Source organism: Gordonia jinghuaiqii, from assembly GCF_014041935.1.
Classification (GTDB): domain Bacteria; phylum Actinomycetota; class Actinomycetes; order Mycobacteriales; family Mycobacteriaceae; genus Gordonia; species Gordonia jinghuaiqii.
The window spans coordinates 4,924,430-4,940,149 of the sequence record NZ_CP059491.1 but is presented as its reverse complement, the minus strand read 5'-3'; the positions used below and the strand labels follow the sequence as shown (position 1 = coordinate 4,940,149).

Annotated in this window: 14 protein-coding genes; 10 read left to right on the top strand and 4 right to left on the bottom strand. The window is 67.1% G+C overall.

Annotated elements, in window-relative coordinates; translation table 11 throughout:
- The first annotated feature begins 94 nt into the window (after positions 1 to 94).
- Positions 95 to 2,089 carry an OPT family oligopeptide transporter gene (locus tag H1R19_RS21980; RefSeq protein WP_219850160.1) on the top strand — a complete coding sequence of 665 codons (1,995 nt, stop codon included), beginning with the start codon at positions 95 to 97 and terminating at the stop codon, positions 2,087 to 2,089.
- A 30-nt stretch (positions 2,090 to 2,119) separates the two neighbouring features.
- Here the strand turns inward: H1R19_RS21980 and H1R19_RS21975 are convergent, their stop codons facing one another.
- Complete coding sequence (locus H1R19_RS21975) at positions 2,120 to 3,454, bottom strand: aspartate aminotransferase family protein (RefSeq protein WP_219850159.1); 1,335 nt, start codon at positions 3,452 to 3,454, stop codon at positions 2,120 to 2,122.
- 91 nt (positions 3,455 to 3,545) lie between these two features.
- Here H1R19_RS21975 and H1R19_RS21970 point away from each other — a divergent pair, with 91 nt between their 5' ends.
- Entirely contained in the window at positions 3,546 to 4,202 is a 657-nt protein-coding gene (locus H1R19_RS21970) for a maleylpyruvate isomerase N-terminal domain-containing protein (RefSeq protein ID WP_219850158.1), read from the top strand.
- 5 nt (positions 4,203 to 4,207) lie between these two features.
- Here H1R19_RS21970 and H1R19_RS21965 read toward each other — a convergent pair whose 3' ends face one another.
- A complete protein-coding gene (locus tag H1R19_RS21965; protein WP_188328400.1) occupies positions 4,208 to 4,783 on the bottom strand; it encodes a type 1 glutamine amidotransferase domain-containing protein in 576 nt (191 codons plus the stop codon).
- A 274-nt stretch (positions 4,784 to 5,057) separates the two neighbouring features.
- Here H1R19_RS21965 and H1R19_RS21960 point away from each other — a divergent pair, with 274 nt between their 5' ends.
- Positions 5,058 to 6,134, top strand: a complete 1,077-nt coding sequence (locus H1R19_RS21960) for an alpha/beta hydrolase (RefSeq protein WP_188328399.1) — start codon at positions 5,058 to 5,060, stop codon at positions 6,132 to 6,134.
- Positions 6,135 to 6,166: 32 nt separating this feature from the next.
- Here H1R19_RS21960 and H1R19_RS21955 read toward each other — a convergent pair whose 3' ends face one another.
- Positions 6,167 to 7,300 (bottom strand): phosphotransferase family protein, encoded by a 1,134-nt coding sequence (locus H1R19_RS21955; RefSeq protein WP_188328398.1) that lies wholly within the window; start codon positions 7,298 to 7,300, stop codon positions 6,167 to 6,169.
- Between the two features lie 186 nt (positions 7,301 to 7,486).
- Between H1R19_RS21955 and H1R19_RS21950 the strand changes: the two genes are divergently transcribed.
- The 3 genes from H1R19_RS21950 (at position 7,487) to H1R19_RS21940 (ending at position 10,784) form a co-directional block, all read left to right on the top strand.
- Positions 7,487 to 7,930: a CoA-binding protein gene (locus H1R19_RS21950; RefSeq protein ID WP_188328397.1), complete on the top strand. Its 444-nt coding sequence runs from the start codon at positions 7,487 to 7,489 to the stop codon at positions 7,928 to 7,930.
- A gap of 15 nt (positions 7,931 to 7,945) precedes the next feature.
- Positions 7,946 to 8,683, top strand: coding sequence for a hypothetical protein (locus H1R19_RS21945; RefSeq protein ID WP_219850157.1), 738 nt, complete (start codon positions 7,946 to 7,948; stop codon positions 8,681 to 8,683).
- Positions 8,684 to 9,023: 340 nt separating this feature from the next.
- Positions 9,024 to 10,784 (top strand): HNH endonuclease signature motif containing protein, encoded by a 1,761-nt coding sequence (locus tag H1R19_RS21940; protein WP_244970797.1) that lies wholly within the window; start codon positions 9,024 to 9,026, stop codon positions 10,782 to 10,784.
- A 64-nt stretch (positions 10,785 to 10,848) separates the two neighbouring features.
- Here the strand turns inward: H1R19_RS21940 and H1R19_RS21935 are convergent, their stop codons facing one another.
- Positions 10,849 to 11,745, bottom strand: a complete 897-nt coding sequence (locus H1R19_RS21935) for a LysR family transcriptional regulator (RefSeq protein WP_219850156.1) — start codon at positions 11,743 to 11,745, stop codon at positions 10,849 to 10,851.
- Positions 11,746 to 11,845: 100 nt separating this feature from the next.
- Between H1R19_RS21935 and H1R19_RS21930 the strand changes: the two genes are divergently transcribed.
- From H1R19_RS21930 to H1R19_RS21915, 4 genes are all read left to right on the top strand, one after another.
- Positions 11,846 to 12,214 carry a YybH family protein gene (locus H1R19_RS21930; RefSeq protein WP_219850155.1) on the top strand — a complete coding sequence of 123 codons (369 nt, stop codon included), beginning with the start codon at positions 11,846 to 11,848 and terminating at the stop codon, positions 12,212 to 12,214.
- A 91-nt stretch (positions 12,215 to 12,305) separates the two neighbouring features.
- Positions 12,306 to 13,703, top strand: coding sequence for a phosphotransferase family protein (locus tag H1R19_RS21925; protein WP_219850154.1), 1,398 nt, complete (start codon positions 12,306 to 12,308; stop codon positions 13,701 to 13,703).
- Between the two features lie 40 nt (positions 13,704 to 13,743).
- Entirely contained in the window at positions 13,744 to 15,015 is a 1,272-nt protein-coding gene (locus tag H1R19_RS21920; protein WP_188328392.1) for an acyl-CoA dehydrogenase family protein, read from the top strand.
- Between the two features lie 13 nt (positions 15,016 to 15,028).
- Positions 15,029 to 15,505: a hypothetical protein gene (locus tag H1R19_RS21915; protein WP_188328391.1), complete on the top strand. Its 477-nt coding sequence runs from the start codon at positions 15,029 to 15,031 to the stop codon at positions 15,503 to 15,505.
- The last annotated feature ends 215 nt before the right edge of the window (positions 15,506 to 15,720 follow it).

The following is a 15,720-nucleotide window of genomic DNA, read 5'->3' as shown; positions in this document are numbered from 1 at the left end:
CTACTCGACCACCGGCAACGTCGCGAGTTTGCGCGGAAGGGAGTACCCGGACCTAAGGTGGATCGACGATAGACACCTTTTGTGAGGGGACTCGATGGCGACTGCGCCTACGGCCACGGCAAGCCTGCGGGAGCTGACGTTCCGAGGAACCATCCTCGGCGGCATCATCACTCTGGTCTTCACCGCCGCCAACGTGTATCTCGGACTCAAGGTCGGACTCACGTTCGCCACGGCAATCCCGGCCGCGGTCATCTCGATGAGCATCCTGCGGTACTTCGCCGACCACTCGGTGGTGGAGAACAACATCGTGCAGACGATCGCCTCGGCGGCCGGCACGTTGTCGGCCATCATCTTCGTCATCCCCGGCCTGGTGATGATCGGGTGGTGGACGGGCTTCCCGTACTGGATCACCGTCGCGGTGTGCGCGATCGGCGGTGTACTCGGCGTCATGTACTCGATTCCGCTGCGTCGTGCGTTGGTGACGGGATCGGACCTGCCGTATCCCGAAGGTGTTGCGGCAGCGGAGGTCCTGAAGGTCGGGGACGCCGCGGGCGGCGCCGCGGAGAACAAGGCGGGCCTGCGCACCATCGTCATCGGTTCGGTCGCGTCCGCCGGTTTCGCGCTGCTGGCCAAGCTGAAGGTGCTCAGCGACTCGATCTCGGCGACGATCAAGATCGGTGCGGGCGGAACGCTGTTCAGCGCGGGTTTGTCGATGTCGCTCATCGGCATCGGACACCTGGTCGGTGTGACGGTGGGCGTCGCGATGCTGGTCGGCCTGGTGATCTCCTACGCGGTCCTGCTCCCGATCGAGAGCCAGAACCAAGGCGTGGGCGAGGATCTCAGCGACGCGGTCAGCGCGGTTTTCGCCAACGACGTCCGCCTCATCGGTGCCGGCGCCATCGCCATCGCCGCGATCTGGACGCTGATCAAGGTCATCGGCCCCATCGTGCGGGGCATCAGGGCGGCCCTGGTCTCGTCGCGGTCGCGGCGTGAGGGCGTGACCGTCGACATCACCGAACGCGACATACCGATCAACATCGTCGGTGGCAGCATCCTCGTGCTGCTCATCCCGATCGGACTTCTCCTGTGGGACTTCGTACGCGGCACCGTTCTCCAGGGGAATGCCACCGGCATCATCGCCGTGAGCATCGTCTTCGTCTTCGTCATCGGTCTGGCCGTCGCCTCGGTCTGCGGTTACATGGCCGGCCTGATCGGCTCGTCGAACAGTCCGATCTCCGGGGTCGGCATCCTGGTCGTGCTCATCGCCGCCCTGCTGATCAAGCTGACCTTCGGGACCGCCGACGCCTCGCAGACCGACGCACTCATCGCCTACACGCTGTTCACCGCGGCGGTGGTGTTCGGTGTCGCGACCATCTCCAACGACAACCTCCAGGACCTCAAGACCGGTCAGCTGGTCGGCGCGACTCCGTGGAAACAGCAGGTGGCCTTGGTGATCGGCGTGCTCTTCGGTTCCGCCGTCATCCCGCCGATCCTCGGATTGATGTATGACGTCTTCGGTTTCGTGGGGGCGCCCGGAGCCACCGAGGACGCGCTGGCCGCACCTCAGGCCGGACTGCTGACGACCCTGGCAAAGGGTGTGCTGGGTGCGGACCTGAACTGGGGGCTCATCGGCATCGGCGCGCTGATCGGCGCAGCCGCGATCGTCATCGACGAACTACTCGGCCGCGCAGGTAGGTTCCGCCTGCCGCCGCTCGCGGTCGGCATGGGTATGTACCTGCCGATGTCGGTGACGCTGATCATCCCCATCGGTGCCTTCATCGGGCACTACTACAACCGCTGGGCCGAACGTTCCGGTGGCGCAGTCGAACACAAGAAGCGCATGGGTGTGCTACTCGCGACCGGCCTGATCGTGGGCGAGGCGCTGTTCGGCGTGGTCTTCGCCGGGATCGTCGCGCTGACCGGCGACGACTCGGTCCTCGCGATCGTCGGCGACGGTTTCGAGGTCTGGGCAAAGATCCTCGGCGTCATCGTGTTCGCGGCGACGGTTGCCTTCCTCTACAGCCGCATCAGCAAACTCGCCGCGGCGAGCGGAACGGTGACGACAACGGACGAGAACCCGAAGATCTGATCTCCGGGCGGATCAGCCTATCTGGGCGGATCAGCCTGGCGCAGAGGTGCATTCGGTGATCGCAGTGTCGAGGATCGCCAGGCCGGTCCGGATCTCGTCGTCGGTGGCGGTCAACGGCGGTGCGATGCGGAAGATGCCGCCCATGCCCGGCAGCTGGACCACGTTCATGTGGAGCCCGAGCTCGAAGCAGCGTGCGGTGACGGCTGCGCCGAGAAGGTCCGCACCCTCCTTCGTCTCTCGATCGGTGACCAGTTCGATGCCCTGCATCAGGCCGCGGCCGCGCACGTCGCCGATACAGGCGTGGCGCGCCCGGAGCTCGAGGAGTCCGGTCCGGAGGAGCGAACCTGCTTGCGCCGCACGGTCATCGAGACCCTCGCGCTGCAGGACGTCGAGCACCGTGACCCCGACCGCGGCGACGAGCGGGTCCGAGACATGGGTGGTGAAGAAGAGGTAGCCGCGGTCGTGGGCCGCCTGCTCGATGTCGGCGGTCGTGACGACCGCGGCGAGCGGCAGGCCGGCTCCGAGCGTCTTGGACAGGGTGAGGATGTCCGGCACGATGCCGTCACGTTCGAACGCATACCAGGAACCCGTGCGGCACAGGCCCGTCTGCGCCTCGTCGACGATGAGCAACATGCCGCGTTCCTCGCACTTGCGCTTGAGCCCGGCGAAGTAGCCCGACGGCGGTTCGATGACGCCGCCCGACGACAGGATGGGTTCGACGATGCATGCGGCCAGCGACCCCACTGACTGAGCATCGATGAGCTCGAAACCGAAGTCGAGCTGACGCTGCCAGTCGAGCGTGCCGTCGGGGTTGGTGAAGTCCGGGCGGTACGGATTGGGCGTGGGCAAGGCGAAGTTGCCCGGCGCGAGGGGGCCGTAGCCGCGGCGGCCTGCGCTGTACGTCGACGCCGCGGCGGCGTGCGTCATCCCGTGCCACGAGCGTGCGAACGAGACGATCTCGTGTTTCCCGGTGACCAGCTTGGCCATTCGGATGGCCGCCTCGTTGGATTCGGCACCGGTGCTGAGCAGGAGAACCTTGTCGAGTGCTGCGGGCAGCGTGGTCGACAACCGTGACGCGAGGTCGAGGACCGGCGGGGAGATCATGCCGCTGAAGAGATGATCGAGTTCACCGATCTGGCGGGACACCGTGGCGACGATGTCGGGGTGGGAGTGGCCCAGGATCGCCGACATCTGCCCCGAGGTGAAGTCGAGGATCTCGCGCCCCTCGGCGGTGTACACCCAGCTGCCGGCCGCACGGACGATGACCTCGGGCGAGAACCGGCCGCCGTAGCGAATGAGATGACGGGTGTCGATCCCGTTGGCCTCGAGTGAGGCGGCATCGGAAGGGGCGCGGTGCGTCGTCATGCCCCACACGGTACGAGCCGGCGCGATTCGCGGCGAGGTGACGACTTCGAAGTGACGGCGCCGAGGTGTATCACGCACCACAATGGCTCGTATGACGGGTGAGGAACAGACGGCGTACGACCACCCCAAGCAGGTCCTGCGGCGGGCCATCGAGGATTTCACTGCCGGCGCCGAGCATCTCGTGCAGGTGGTCGGACTGATCGACGACGACCAGTGGGAGCGGCCCGGGCTGGGGGAGTGGTCGCTGCGATCGTTGGTCGGGCATGCGAGTAGGTCGTTGACGACCGTTGTCAGTTATTTGGGCGTCACTTATCTGGGCGAGCCGGGGTCAACCGTCGAACTCGATTCCGCGGGAGCGTATTTCGCGTCGATACAGGGCTGGGGTGACCCGGCCGCGGTGCTGGCCCGGGGCGTCGACGCCGGTGTCGCACTCGGCGACGACCCGAGGGGTGGGGTGGCTGCACTCCGTACCCGGGCGGTCGACGCCTTGTCCGACATCACCGATCGTCCCCTGACCACACCGTTCGGCGGCATCTGGCTGTCGCAGTATCTGCCGACCCGTACCTTCGAACTCGCGGTGCACGGACTCGACATCACCCGCGCCATCGGGGCGAGCGTGCCCCTGCCACCGTCGGTGCTGGGCTCGGCGTTGTCCACGGCGGCGGACGCTGCCGCATTGACCGGACAGGGCGAGCAGGCCCTGCTCACCCTGACCGGCCGCGAATCGGCACCGATCTCGGTGGTCTGACCGGTTCAGCCGACGCCGGTGTGCGCGAACTGTGCGACTTCGGCGACGAGAGCCGCGTTGAAGGCCGCCAGGTCGTCGGGCTTGCGGCTGGTGATCAGGGTGTTGTCGCCGTCGCGGCAGGTCACGACCCCTTCGTCGATCCAGGTGCCGCCGGCATTGATGATGTCGGTCCGCACGCTGGGGTAGGAGGTCAACGTGCGGCCGCGCACCACGTCGGCCTCGATGAGGGTCCACGGGGCATGACAGATCGCCGCCACCGGCTTGCCGGCGTCGAAGAAGCTGCGGACGAAGCGGACCGCCGGTTCGCTGGTACGCAGGAAATCGGGATTGGCCACGCCACCTGGCAGCACGAGTGCGTCGTAGTCGGGGACGCGCGCATCCTCCAGCCTGACGTCGACCGGGAAGGTGTCGGCTCTGTCGAGGTGGTCGAATGCCTGGACCGTCCCCGACTCGGTGGAGATCAGCACCGGCTTGCCGCCGCATGCCTCCACTGATTTCCACGGCTCGGTCAGCTCGACCTGCTCCGTGCCCTTCTGTGCGACCAGAAATGCGACGGTGGTGCCCTTGAGTTCTTCGGCCATGACTTGTCTCCTCCTCGTGCACACCGCGGACGGTCCCGGCTCCCAGGGGATGACCTGCGGTTTCACGTGGGGCGTGACGCGGTGCGGATCGATGTGCCGCCGACCGCGTCTTGATCGCAGGCGCTGCGTTGATGTGATGCGCCTGTCAATAGACCGTACGCCGGGCGCACAACCCCGACCAGCCTCGGTCGGTGCGGCCAGTGTTGAATGGCCTGCGGTGTCGAGCGCGGCCGCCGGCGTGGCGTGAGGGCGACAGGACTTGGGGGAGACAGAAGTGGGTGGCTTGGGCGGTGTGGCAACGCTGATTCATCTGGCCCGCGGTGGCGAGATCGGTGAGCCTCACGAGACGCCGCATACCGTCGTCGTCGATGCGCCACACCGGCAGCTGCGCAGGTACGGCACCGACGAGCAGGTGACGGCGGCCCTCGACACCGGCCGTCGCCCGGTGCTGTTGATCCCGCCGCTCGCGGTGTCGACGAGTTGCTACGACCTGGCGTCGGGGTTGTCGGTCGTCGAATTCCTGCTCTCGACCGGGCGGGTGCCCTATGTGGTGGACTTCGGGGAGATGACCCGCGCCGACCGTCATCTGGGTTTCCCGGACTTCTTCGACGACATCGTCCCCGGCGCCATCGCGGCGGTCGAGAAGGACTTCTACGGGACGGGCCAGGCGGGTGAGCCCGACGCGGGGCTCGATCTGCTGGCGTGGAGTATCGGCGGCACCATCGGCCTGCTCACGCTGGCGGCGAATCCCGGCCTGCCGGTGCGGTCGCTGATCGCAGTCGGGACTCCGCTCGACTACGATCGGGTGCCGCCGTATCCGCTGGTCAAATCGCTGATGCGGCCGATCGGCGCCACGCCGGTCGCGCTCGCTCTGAAGGCCCTGGGCGGAATCCCCGCGCCGCTTGTCCGCGCCGCCTACCGGGGCACGGCGTGGCAGCGCGAACTCAAGAAGCCCGGCTACATCCTGCGCAACGCCGACAACACCGACGCCCTGCTCCGGATGAAGGCCATCGACCGGTTCCAGGAGACCATGCCGGGTTACCCCGGCAAGGTGTCCGAGCAGATGTGGGAGAACTTCATCATGCGCGGCGAGCTCGCCCGGGGCGTGCTGAACTTCGACGGCGCGACCGTCGACCTGTCGAAGGTCGCGGTCCCGGTCCAGCTCTTCGGCAGCCACCGCGACGCCATCGTCAGCTGGGCCGCGGCCCGTCACGGCGTCGAACTGCTCACCGGGTCGCCGCGTGTGGAGTTCGGCACCGTCGAGACAAGCCACCTCGGGTTGATCGCCGGCTCGGCGGCCGTCGAGCAGACGTGGCCGCGGATCTCAGAATTCCTGGCGAGCGTCGACTGATCGTCGCCCACACCGGTTCGGCTGAGAGTTTCTCAGTTCTCCTCGAGGAGACGTTCGAGTAGTGGCCGGTGATAGAAGAGCGTGCCGTCGACGTCGTCGGGACGCTCGAGTTCGCCGAAGTGCACCCGGCGCGCACCGGTGCGCATGAAGACGCAACACCACTGCACCGCCGCGTACACGTAGAACCAGCGCAGCTCTCCGAGTTCGACACCGGTGCGCCTCCGATAGGCCGCCCGTACGTCGTCCTCGCGGAGGAAGTCGGGCAGACCGGGCAGCCCCGCCATCGACGCGAGTTCCTGAAAGACCATGTGCGCGAATATGCTCCACGCGACATCGAGCTCACGAGGCCCGATCCTGGCCATCTCCCAGTCGAGGACGGCAGTGGGTGTGAAGTCGACGAACATCATGTTGCCGATCCGCGAGTCACCCCACGACAGGACGGGTTCGTTCCCGGCAGCATCCTCGGGAAAATTCTCGGTGAGCCAGGTCAGTGCGCGTTCAACCAGTGGCGACCGTCCGATTCCCTTGGCGGACAGGTCATACCAGTCCCGCAGCCATGCGAGCAGGCGGGACAGGGCGGTGTCCCCGCGCGGGAGCTCGTCGGCCAGGAAGCCGAAATGCCGGGCGGAGTCGGGAATGGAGTGCAGGTCGGCGATGACACCGATCACCGCATCCTGGACGCGGCGTCGATCTGTCGCGGCCGCGTCGGCAAACCAGTTGTCGCCGAACGTATAGGGCATGACGTCGGGCGGGACATCGCCCGCGCAGCGGTCCATGAGAAAGAAGGGTGCACCCAGCAGGGTGCCGCTCGTCTCGAGATGGTGGACTGCGGGTACCGGCACGTCGCTGAGCGCGGCGACAAGGCGCATGGTCTCGTACTGATGGTCCATCCGGTACGAGCCGAACACCGGGATGTCGGCGGCCGCGGGCGCCATGCGCATCACCCAGTCCGCGGGTGGTGATCCCGGCCAGGTCACCGAGACCGGGATCGTCTCCGACGACATGCCGTTCGCGTCGACACCCGCGTCGACTGTCACCTCGGGGGTGGCGTCCGGGGTGTCCGGCTGCTGCGTGAGCCAGCGCGCCAGGACTCCGGGGAGGGTGGAGTTGTCCCTGCTGGAGCGCTGTAGATGATCGACCTGTTCGACAGTGGGTTCGGTGGCCACGGGCACCCCCAATATTCGCCACGCTGAGTAGCGTAATGACAGCAGATACATCGCGGAGTTTGTCATACAACAGTCTGGGTGCGCTGCGGCTTTGCGTACCAGGAGCGGTGAGGTCCAGGTGACCGGCGCCCGTTGGTGTGACCCGGTGGTCCCCGGAACCGCAGCGCCGACACCTACACTCGGGGGATGAGCACCCCCGACGCCGCAGGCGCCCCCCGTTCCACCGACGACGTCGTCGAACAGATCCTGTCCACCTATGACACCATCACCGTCGTTGGCGCGAGCGCCAATCCGGCCAAGGCTGCCAATGAGGTCCCGGCGCACATGAAGCACCTCGGCTGGCGCATCATCCCGGTCAATCCCAGCGCCGACGAGATCGTCGGGGAGAAGGTGTACCGGTCCCTGGCCGACATCCCCGAACAGGTCGGTCTGGTCGACGTGTTCCGCCCCGGACCCGAATGCGCCGACGTCGCCCGCGCCGCGGTCGCCGCCGGTGCCACCGCGCTGTGGCTTCAGCTGGGTATCCGTTCCGACGAGGCCCGCAAGATCGCCGAGGATGCGGGACTGCTCTTCGTCGAGGACCGTTGCCTGATCATCGAACAACGACGCACCGGCATCGTCCCTGCCTGACCAGAGAGCGGCCCGGTGACATTCTTCGACGAGCTTACGCACCAACGACTTCCGCTGTTCCTGCTGTTCGCGTCGTTCGTCGTGACGTTCGTCGTCACGCGGGTGATCACCCGGCTCATCCGCGCCGGCAAAGGGCCGTTCCGCAACAACGTCTCCAGCGGGGTCCATGTGCACCACATGGTGCCGGGTCTGATCCTCATGATCATCGGCGCGTTTCTCTCCGTCGGGGTCAACGGAGCCGCGCCCGGTGCGGCGATCAGTGCGGTCATGATCGGCATCGGTGCGTCGTTGGTCCTCGATGAGTTCGCGCTCATCCTGCGCCTCCAGGACGTGTATTGGTCAGCGGAAGGCCAACTCTCGGTCCAGGTGGTCGCGCTGGCCGTAGCCGCGCTCGGGATGGCGCTCCTCGGATTCAACCCGCTCAACGACGCGAGCCTGGAACTCGGGCCGGTTGCACTCGTCGCCACCCTGCCGGTGAACATAGCGTGCGCGTTCCTGTGCTTCCTCAAGGGGAAGTACTCGACGACCATCGTGGGCATCTTCATCCCGGTGTTCGCGTGGTCGGGGGCCTTCCGGCTCGCCCGCCCGAACTCGGCGTGGGCGCGACGCCGCTACTCACCGGAGAAGATCGAGAAAGCGCGAGTACGCGCACGCAGCTACGACGAACGTTGGGGCCGTTGGGGTCTGAGTGTCGGGGACTTGGTGGCGGGCAAGCCGACCGACAACAGTGCTCCCGTGCCGCCTGTCGAGTAGCGGCGAGGCGCCAGCCACGGTTCACTGCCGGCCGCGATCCACTTGCTGGCCGCGATCCACTGTCGGCCGAGTAGGGACGAGGCGCCAGCCGAGGACCGCGATCGAGGCCCCTGGTGACCGGCACACCCGATCCGTATGCGGTTGTGCCCGGTTTCCGAGCACAACATCATACGGATCGTCAGTCGCCTGTCAGTCCGAAGATCTTCCGGGCAAAGATGTTGCTGCACACACCTACTCGCTGTGGATGGCCGATCAGAGTTGTCGGTGGTCGGGTCTACATTGGGTGAATACCCAGTCGGGACCGCCAACCAGGCGGTGCCACAGCACTTTCGGAGTCACCGTGACGGCATGGACCGATCTACCCGGCGAGTTCATCGTCGGGGTCGATCGTGCCCGGTCGGCCCAGTTCGACACCGCAACCCACATGGCCGCCCTGGGTGCGATCCGGGCTGGGGAATCCTATCTGGCCTGGTGTCGTTACGACACGATCCTCGTCCTGTGTGACCGTCTGTTCACCCCCGCCGGCAACAGCTACATCACTGATGGTTTCGCCGATGTGGTGGCCCGTGTCGGCCGGGAAGCCGCGATCACCCGCTACCAGGCAGAGCTACTCGTCAACGAAGCGCTGTGCCTGCGCGACCGGCTACCGCAGGTGTTGGCCACGTTGCGTGAGGGGATCACCTCCCGCAAGCAGGTGCAGGACATCATCGCTCGCACCAACCTGGTGGGTGATGGCGACCGGTTGGACCCCGAGGATCCCGAGAGCCGGCCGATCATCGAGGTCCTCGACGAATCGATCGCCGGCCTGCTCCGTAACCGGGCCGGGTCGTGGTCGACGGCCGGTCTGCGGGATATGGTCGATCGCCTGGTGCTCGGCTGCGATGTCGACGCGGTACGCGAACGCCGCCGCGAGGCACTGGACAAACGTGGCGTGTGGACTCGCACCCTGGCCGACGGGACCGGTGAGATCACCGGGGTGATGGCTGCGGAGAACATCCGCATCGCCGCCACAGCCGTCCGCGCGTTGGCCGATGCGGTATGTGCCGACGATGGTCGCACCCGCAGCCAACGTAGCTCCGATGCCATGTTCGCCCTGCTGACCGGCACCGGATTCGAGTGCCTGTGCGGTCAGGATGACTGCACCGCCACCATCCCCGACCCCGCCACCGCCTCGGTGGGTACCGAGGTTGTCATCCACGTCGTCACCGACGCGGCCACGCTGGCCGGGGCCTCCGGACCGGGCTGGGTGGATGGTCACGGTGTCATCTGCGACGAGCACGTCCGTGACCTCGCCGCCCGCAAAGACGCGGTCATCAGATCGGTCACCCCGGTGCGGACACCACCGACAAGCATCGTCGCCGCCGACCGCACGACCGACGACACCGACGCCGGCGGCATCTCGAGAACCAGCCATCTCGCCGGGCCGCAGCCGAAGTCGTATGCACCGGAACCGGAACCGGAACCGGAACCGGCACCGGACACGGCTCGGGATGGTGTTGTGGTGGTGTATCCGGGTTCTCAGCCCGGCGATCCGTATCGGCCGACCGCGTCGTGTGTCGATTTTGTGCGTGTGCGGGATGGCTATTGCACCGAACCGGGTTGCACGCGGTCGGCGTTCGACGCTGATGTGGATCATGTCGTCGAATACGATCGTGTCTTTCCCCGCCAGGGCGGGAAGACGTCGAGTGAGAACCTCAACGCGAAATGCCGGGCCGGGCATCTGTTCAAAACTCATGGCGACTGGGTGGATGTGCAGTACCGCGACGCCGACGGCCGCCTGGTCACCGAGTACGTGACCCGTGAGGGGTTCACCATCCCCGGCGAGGCGGAAACCCTCGAAGATCTGTTTCTCAACCTGCGACGTATCCGCTTCGAACAAGCATCCCAAGCCCCACCATCGCCGCGCGTGATCGGGCCGGACCGCACACCCCGTCCCACCACCGACCGCACCGCCGCGAAACACGCACGGCGGCGGGCCGAGCGTGCCCGCAACAAGGAACGCCGCGAATCCGCCCAGCAGGCCGCCGGGCAGAAAGGCAGTGCCGAGGCGGCGCAATCCGGACCGGCCGACGGCCGCCATTCTGAACCGCCCCCATTCTGAACCGCCGCCATTCTGAATCGTCGTCGTTGCGACGTCCGCGGCGCCTCGCTGCGCTCGTCCCGGCTCAGGGGGTGGGTCCAGCGTTGTCGGCCAGACCGAACGTCGCACGAGCATTCACGACGAAACGTGCTGTCGCGGCAGATGGTTCGGACCGCCAGACAAAGCCCAGGCGTGCCAGGTCGTCGACGCCGCGTATCGGTAGGCCGATGACACGTTCGTCCGCCTCCGCGATCGACTCACTGAGAATTCCCAGTCCCAGCCCGCTGCACACCAATTCGATGATCGCGTCGGGGGAGGACGCCTCGATCGCCGGCCGGACGGGCGTGCCCAGTGTGCGGGCTGCGGCGTCGAAGACGGCGCGGATGCCGGCGCCGGCCGGGAGGCAGATCAGTGAGCGGTGCCGCAGCGATTCGAGCGTGATGGGGTCGATCGAGGTCGCGGTGTCGCCGGGCATGACGGCGACAACCCGTTCGGCGATGACGGTCAGAGAATCGATATTGCGCGGCAGGTCGTCGCCGTAGCCGGCCAGGGCGATGTCGAGCGCGCCGTCGGAGACCATGGAGATCAGGCTGGACGAGGGCGACTCGCGCAGGCTCAGCTCGATCTGCGGGTGGGCCGACCGGAAGTCGCCCAACGCAGCGAACAGCGGGGCGACGGTGCAGCCTTCCACCATCCCGACCGACAGGCTTCCGCGCAGCAGACCATCGACATCGGCGACCGCCCGGGCGACCGAATCGGCCGCTGCGAGGGCGTCACGCGCCGCCGGAAGTGCGGCGCGGCCGGCCACGGTGAGGCGTACCGAGCGACCGGAGCGGTCGAACAGTGCCGACCCGAGTTCACGTTCGAGCCCTCGGATCTGCGCGCTGATGTTCGGTTGCGTGGTGTGCACGCGGCCGGCGGCCGGCGTGAAACCTCCCTCGTCGGCCACCGCGACGAAATACTCCAACTGACGAAGCTCCATAACTGTGGACGATACTAGGCATCAATTCCATTAGTTGGACTTATTCCGTAGGGCGGCGCAGGTTGGAGGGCGTCACGTCGAATCGAGAAGGGGACACGCCATGCCCGACTATGAGACCGCCCGCGCACCTGAAGACCTGACCAGGCTCTTCGTCGAGTTCTCGAACGCCGCCGACGCCGAGGCGGTGGCGTCGCTCTATCACGAGGACGCCGTGTTGGCCTACCCGCCGGGGCAGGTGACTCGCGGCCGTGAGGCGATCCGTGACCTGTGGGCATCGGTCCTGGAACACCGGCCCACGTTTCTGCCGGAGCCGCCGCTGCCGACACTCATGTTCGGAGAGGACCTCGCCCTCACCGCGACGCCGCCCCGCGACGGAGCGGGCGCACGGGCGCAGGTCGTGAGTCGCCGCCCCGACGGCTCATGGGTACGCATCATCGACCAGCCGGAGTTCCAGCCACCCGGGACGTGATTTTCTGAGGTTGGATTCACCCTGCGTGCTAGCTTCGCTGTGTCGGCGGTTACACCCGTGACGTGATGGAACGCGAAGGGATGGTTTCTGCGTGGGAGTACCTGAGGCCGGGGATGTGGCCGCGCGGATGGCGACTCGACTCACCGCGACGCGGGGCGTCGCGGTGTCGGCCGATTCCGCCCGACTCCTCCCCGCGGGGGCGAGTCGCGCGACGTACGCGGCCACCCTCGTCGACGAGGCCGGAGCGACCGAGCCGATCATCATCCGTGCGGTTCCGGCCGCCGCCGACGACGGCGGGCTGGGGGCGGAGGCCCAGGTTCTGCGTGCGGCCGCGAATGCCGGTGTGCCCGTGCCGAAGATCCTCGACGCCGGCCTCGACGACGACGACAACGTTCTGGGCTTCCCGTATCTGGCGATGAGTTTCATCGGCGGCGAGTCGATCCCGCGACGAATCCTCCGTGACGATGCGTATGCGGGCGCCCGCGCGAAATTCGTCGAACAGTGCGGGGAGATCCTGGCGCGCATCCACCAGATCGACCCCGCACAGACGCCTGGCCTCGCCGAGATCGCCGACCCGATCGACGGCCTCCGCGAGTTGTTCCCTCGTGAATTCGACGCCATGCCCGCCGGTTTGGTGCTCGCCACGCAATGGCTCACCCAGAATGCGCCCGCGCCGTCCCCACGGCAATGCGTGGTACACGGCGACTTTCGTCTGGGGAATCTCCTCGTCGACGCCGACGGTGTTGCCGCAGTGCTGGATTGGGAACTCGTTCACCTCGGGGATCCCGTCGAAGACCTCGGTTGGCTGTGCGCGAAGGCCTGGCGGTTCGGCGGCTCGACGCCGGTGGCGGGGATGGGGGATCGCGCCACGCTGCTCGACGCTTATGCCCGGGTCGCGGGATGGCGACCCACCGAGCAGGCGCTGCGCTGGTGGGAGTTGTACGCCACGGTCAAATGGGGGCTCATCTGTGCGGTCCAGGCAGCCCGGCACCTCGACGGTGTCGAACGCTCGGTCGAGCTCGCCGCCATCGGGCGGCGAAGTGCCGAACAGGAATTCGACGCACTGCTCGACCTCGAACTCGTGACGCCCCAGGTTGTCGACGACCCGCTGGACACCGTGCCGCCGCCGGAAGCCGAGGACCCGCACGGCTCGCCGACATCGGTCGAACTCCTTCAGGCGCTGACCGAGTTCCTCCGCTCCGACGCACTGCAGGCCGAGTTGTCTCCACAGGTGCGCTTCCACACCAGGGTGGCCGGCAACGTCGTCGACGTCGTGCGACGCCAGGCGCTGGTCGGTGCCGAGCAGGCCGCGGAGAGTGCGGAACGACTGCACGCCCTCGGAGTCGCCGATCAGCGCGCACTCTGCGACGCATTGCGGTCCGGCGAACTCGACGGCACGGACGAGAAAGTGCGTGCGGCCATCATTGCCGATGTGCGGGCCCGGCTGCTGGTGGCCAACCCGAAGTACTTCGCGGTCCCACACCCGTGACCGCCGCAAGGTCGAGCACCCCCGAAGAGAAGGACTGATCGTGGACTTCGCACTGCCCGAGTCGCTGAGCGACTACCTGGCCGAACTCGACGCCTTCATCGAGGCGGAAATCGTTCCGCTCGAGCAGGCCGACGACAACATCCGATTCTTCGACCATCGGCGCGAGGACGCCCGAACCGATTGGGAGCGGGGAGGTCTCCCGAACAAGGAGTGGGAGGCGCTGCTGGGCGAGGCGCGTCGTCGAGCCGACGCGGCGGGTCATTTCCGCTACCCGTTCCCCGCGGAGTTCGGTGGACGCGACGGATCGAACCTGGCCATGGCGATCATCCGCGAGCACCTGGCGTCGAAAGGGCTCGGGCTGCACTGCGATCTACAGAACGAACACGCCATCGTCGGCAACAACATCGGACTGTTGCTGATGCTGGAGTACGGAACTCCCGAGCAGAAAGAGGAGTGGGTCGAGGGTCTCGCCGCCGGAACCAAGTTCTTCGCGTTCGGCATCACCGAACCCGACCACGGTTCCGACGCGACCTGGATGGAGACGACTGCCGTACGCGACGGCGACGACTGGATCATCAATGGCGAGAAGACCTGGAACACCGGCATCCATGCCGCGCATCGGGACATCGTGTTCGCTCGGACCAGCGGCGAACCCGGCGACGCGCGGGGGATCACAGCCTTCCTCGTGGACCCGCAGGACCCGGGGTTCGCCGTCGAGGAGTACCTGTGGACGTTCAACATGCCCACCGATCACGCGCACGTCAGCCTGCGCGATGTGCGGGTGCCCGACTCCGCGGTGTTCGGCGCCGAGGGCGCCGGCCTGCAGGTGGTGCAACACTTCTTCAACGAGAACCGCATCCGGCAGGCGGCGTCGAGCCTCGGTGCCGCGCAGTACTGCGTGGACCGGGCCGTCGAGTACGCCAACGAGCGCGCGCCGTTCGGCAAGAAACTCTCCACCAACCAGGCGATCCAGTTCCCGCTGGTCGATCTGCACACCCGCTGCGCGATGATTCGGGCGCTGATCCGCGAAACCGCCTGGAAGATGGACACCTACGGCCCGTTCGCGGCGTCGGCGGAGGTGTCGATGTGCAACTATCAGGCCAACCGGTTGTGTTGCGATGCCGCCGATCAGGCCATGCAGGTCTTCGGCGGTCGGGGCTATTCGCGGCACGAGCCGTTCGAACACATCTACCGTCACCACCGTCGCTACCGCATCACCGAGGGCGCCGACGAGATCCAGATGAGGCGCGTCGCCGGATACCTGTTCGGTTTCATGTCGGGCAAGGCGCCCAAGGGAGTGCGCACCACCTGAGTAGGCTGGCCCCATGATTGCGGTCATCATCATCGTGGCCACCGTGGTGGTCGCCCTGTTCGTCCTCGGCGGTGCAGCCTGGTTCGCCTACGACTCGGACAAACGGGTGCGCACCTTCGCGCGATCCACCGACCTCATCCCCGGCCGGCCAGGTCGCGCACCGGAGAGCTGGACGACCGACAACTCGCGAGAAGCGTTGTTGCATCGTCGTATTCGATATGCGATTGCCGACGTGCATGCGAATCCGGCGATTCCGCTCGACGAAGAACTCGTGGCCGCGCGTAACCGACTCGACGATGCCGTCTTCGAACTCGACGATCGGCTCATCGCGTCGGTCGACCGCGGGGCGGACGAGGCGGCCGAGGTGCTCGACCACGCCGAATCGGCCGTCAAGGACCTCGAGAAGCTGCCCAAGAAGCTGTGGGAAGCACCCAAGGACGAGCAGATCGCCGATCTGGATCGGGTGACGCGCGCCCTGTCTCGGGGCTGAGTCAGATCACCACCGGCCGCGGCGGTGGGTCCGGGTCGGCAGGCCCGGGTTGTGGGTCGGGCGCGGGTGGCGGCGTGGGCACCGGGATCGGCGGCTCCGGTGGCGGTTCGGGGATCGGCGCGGGAGCCGGCATCGGATCCGGCGGTGGTGGGGGCGGCGGGACCGGTTGATTCATCGCGACTCCGATCTGAACGTGTGCGTCAGGTGGATCGATC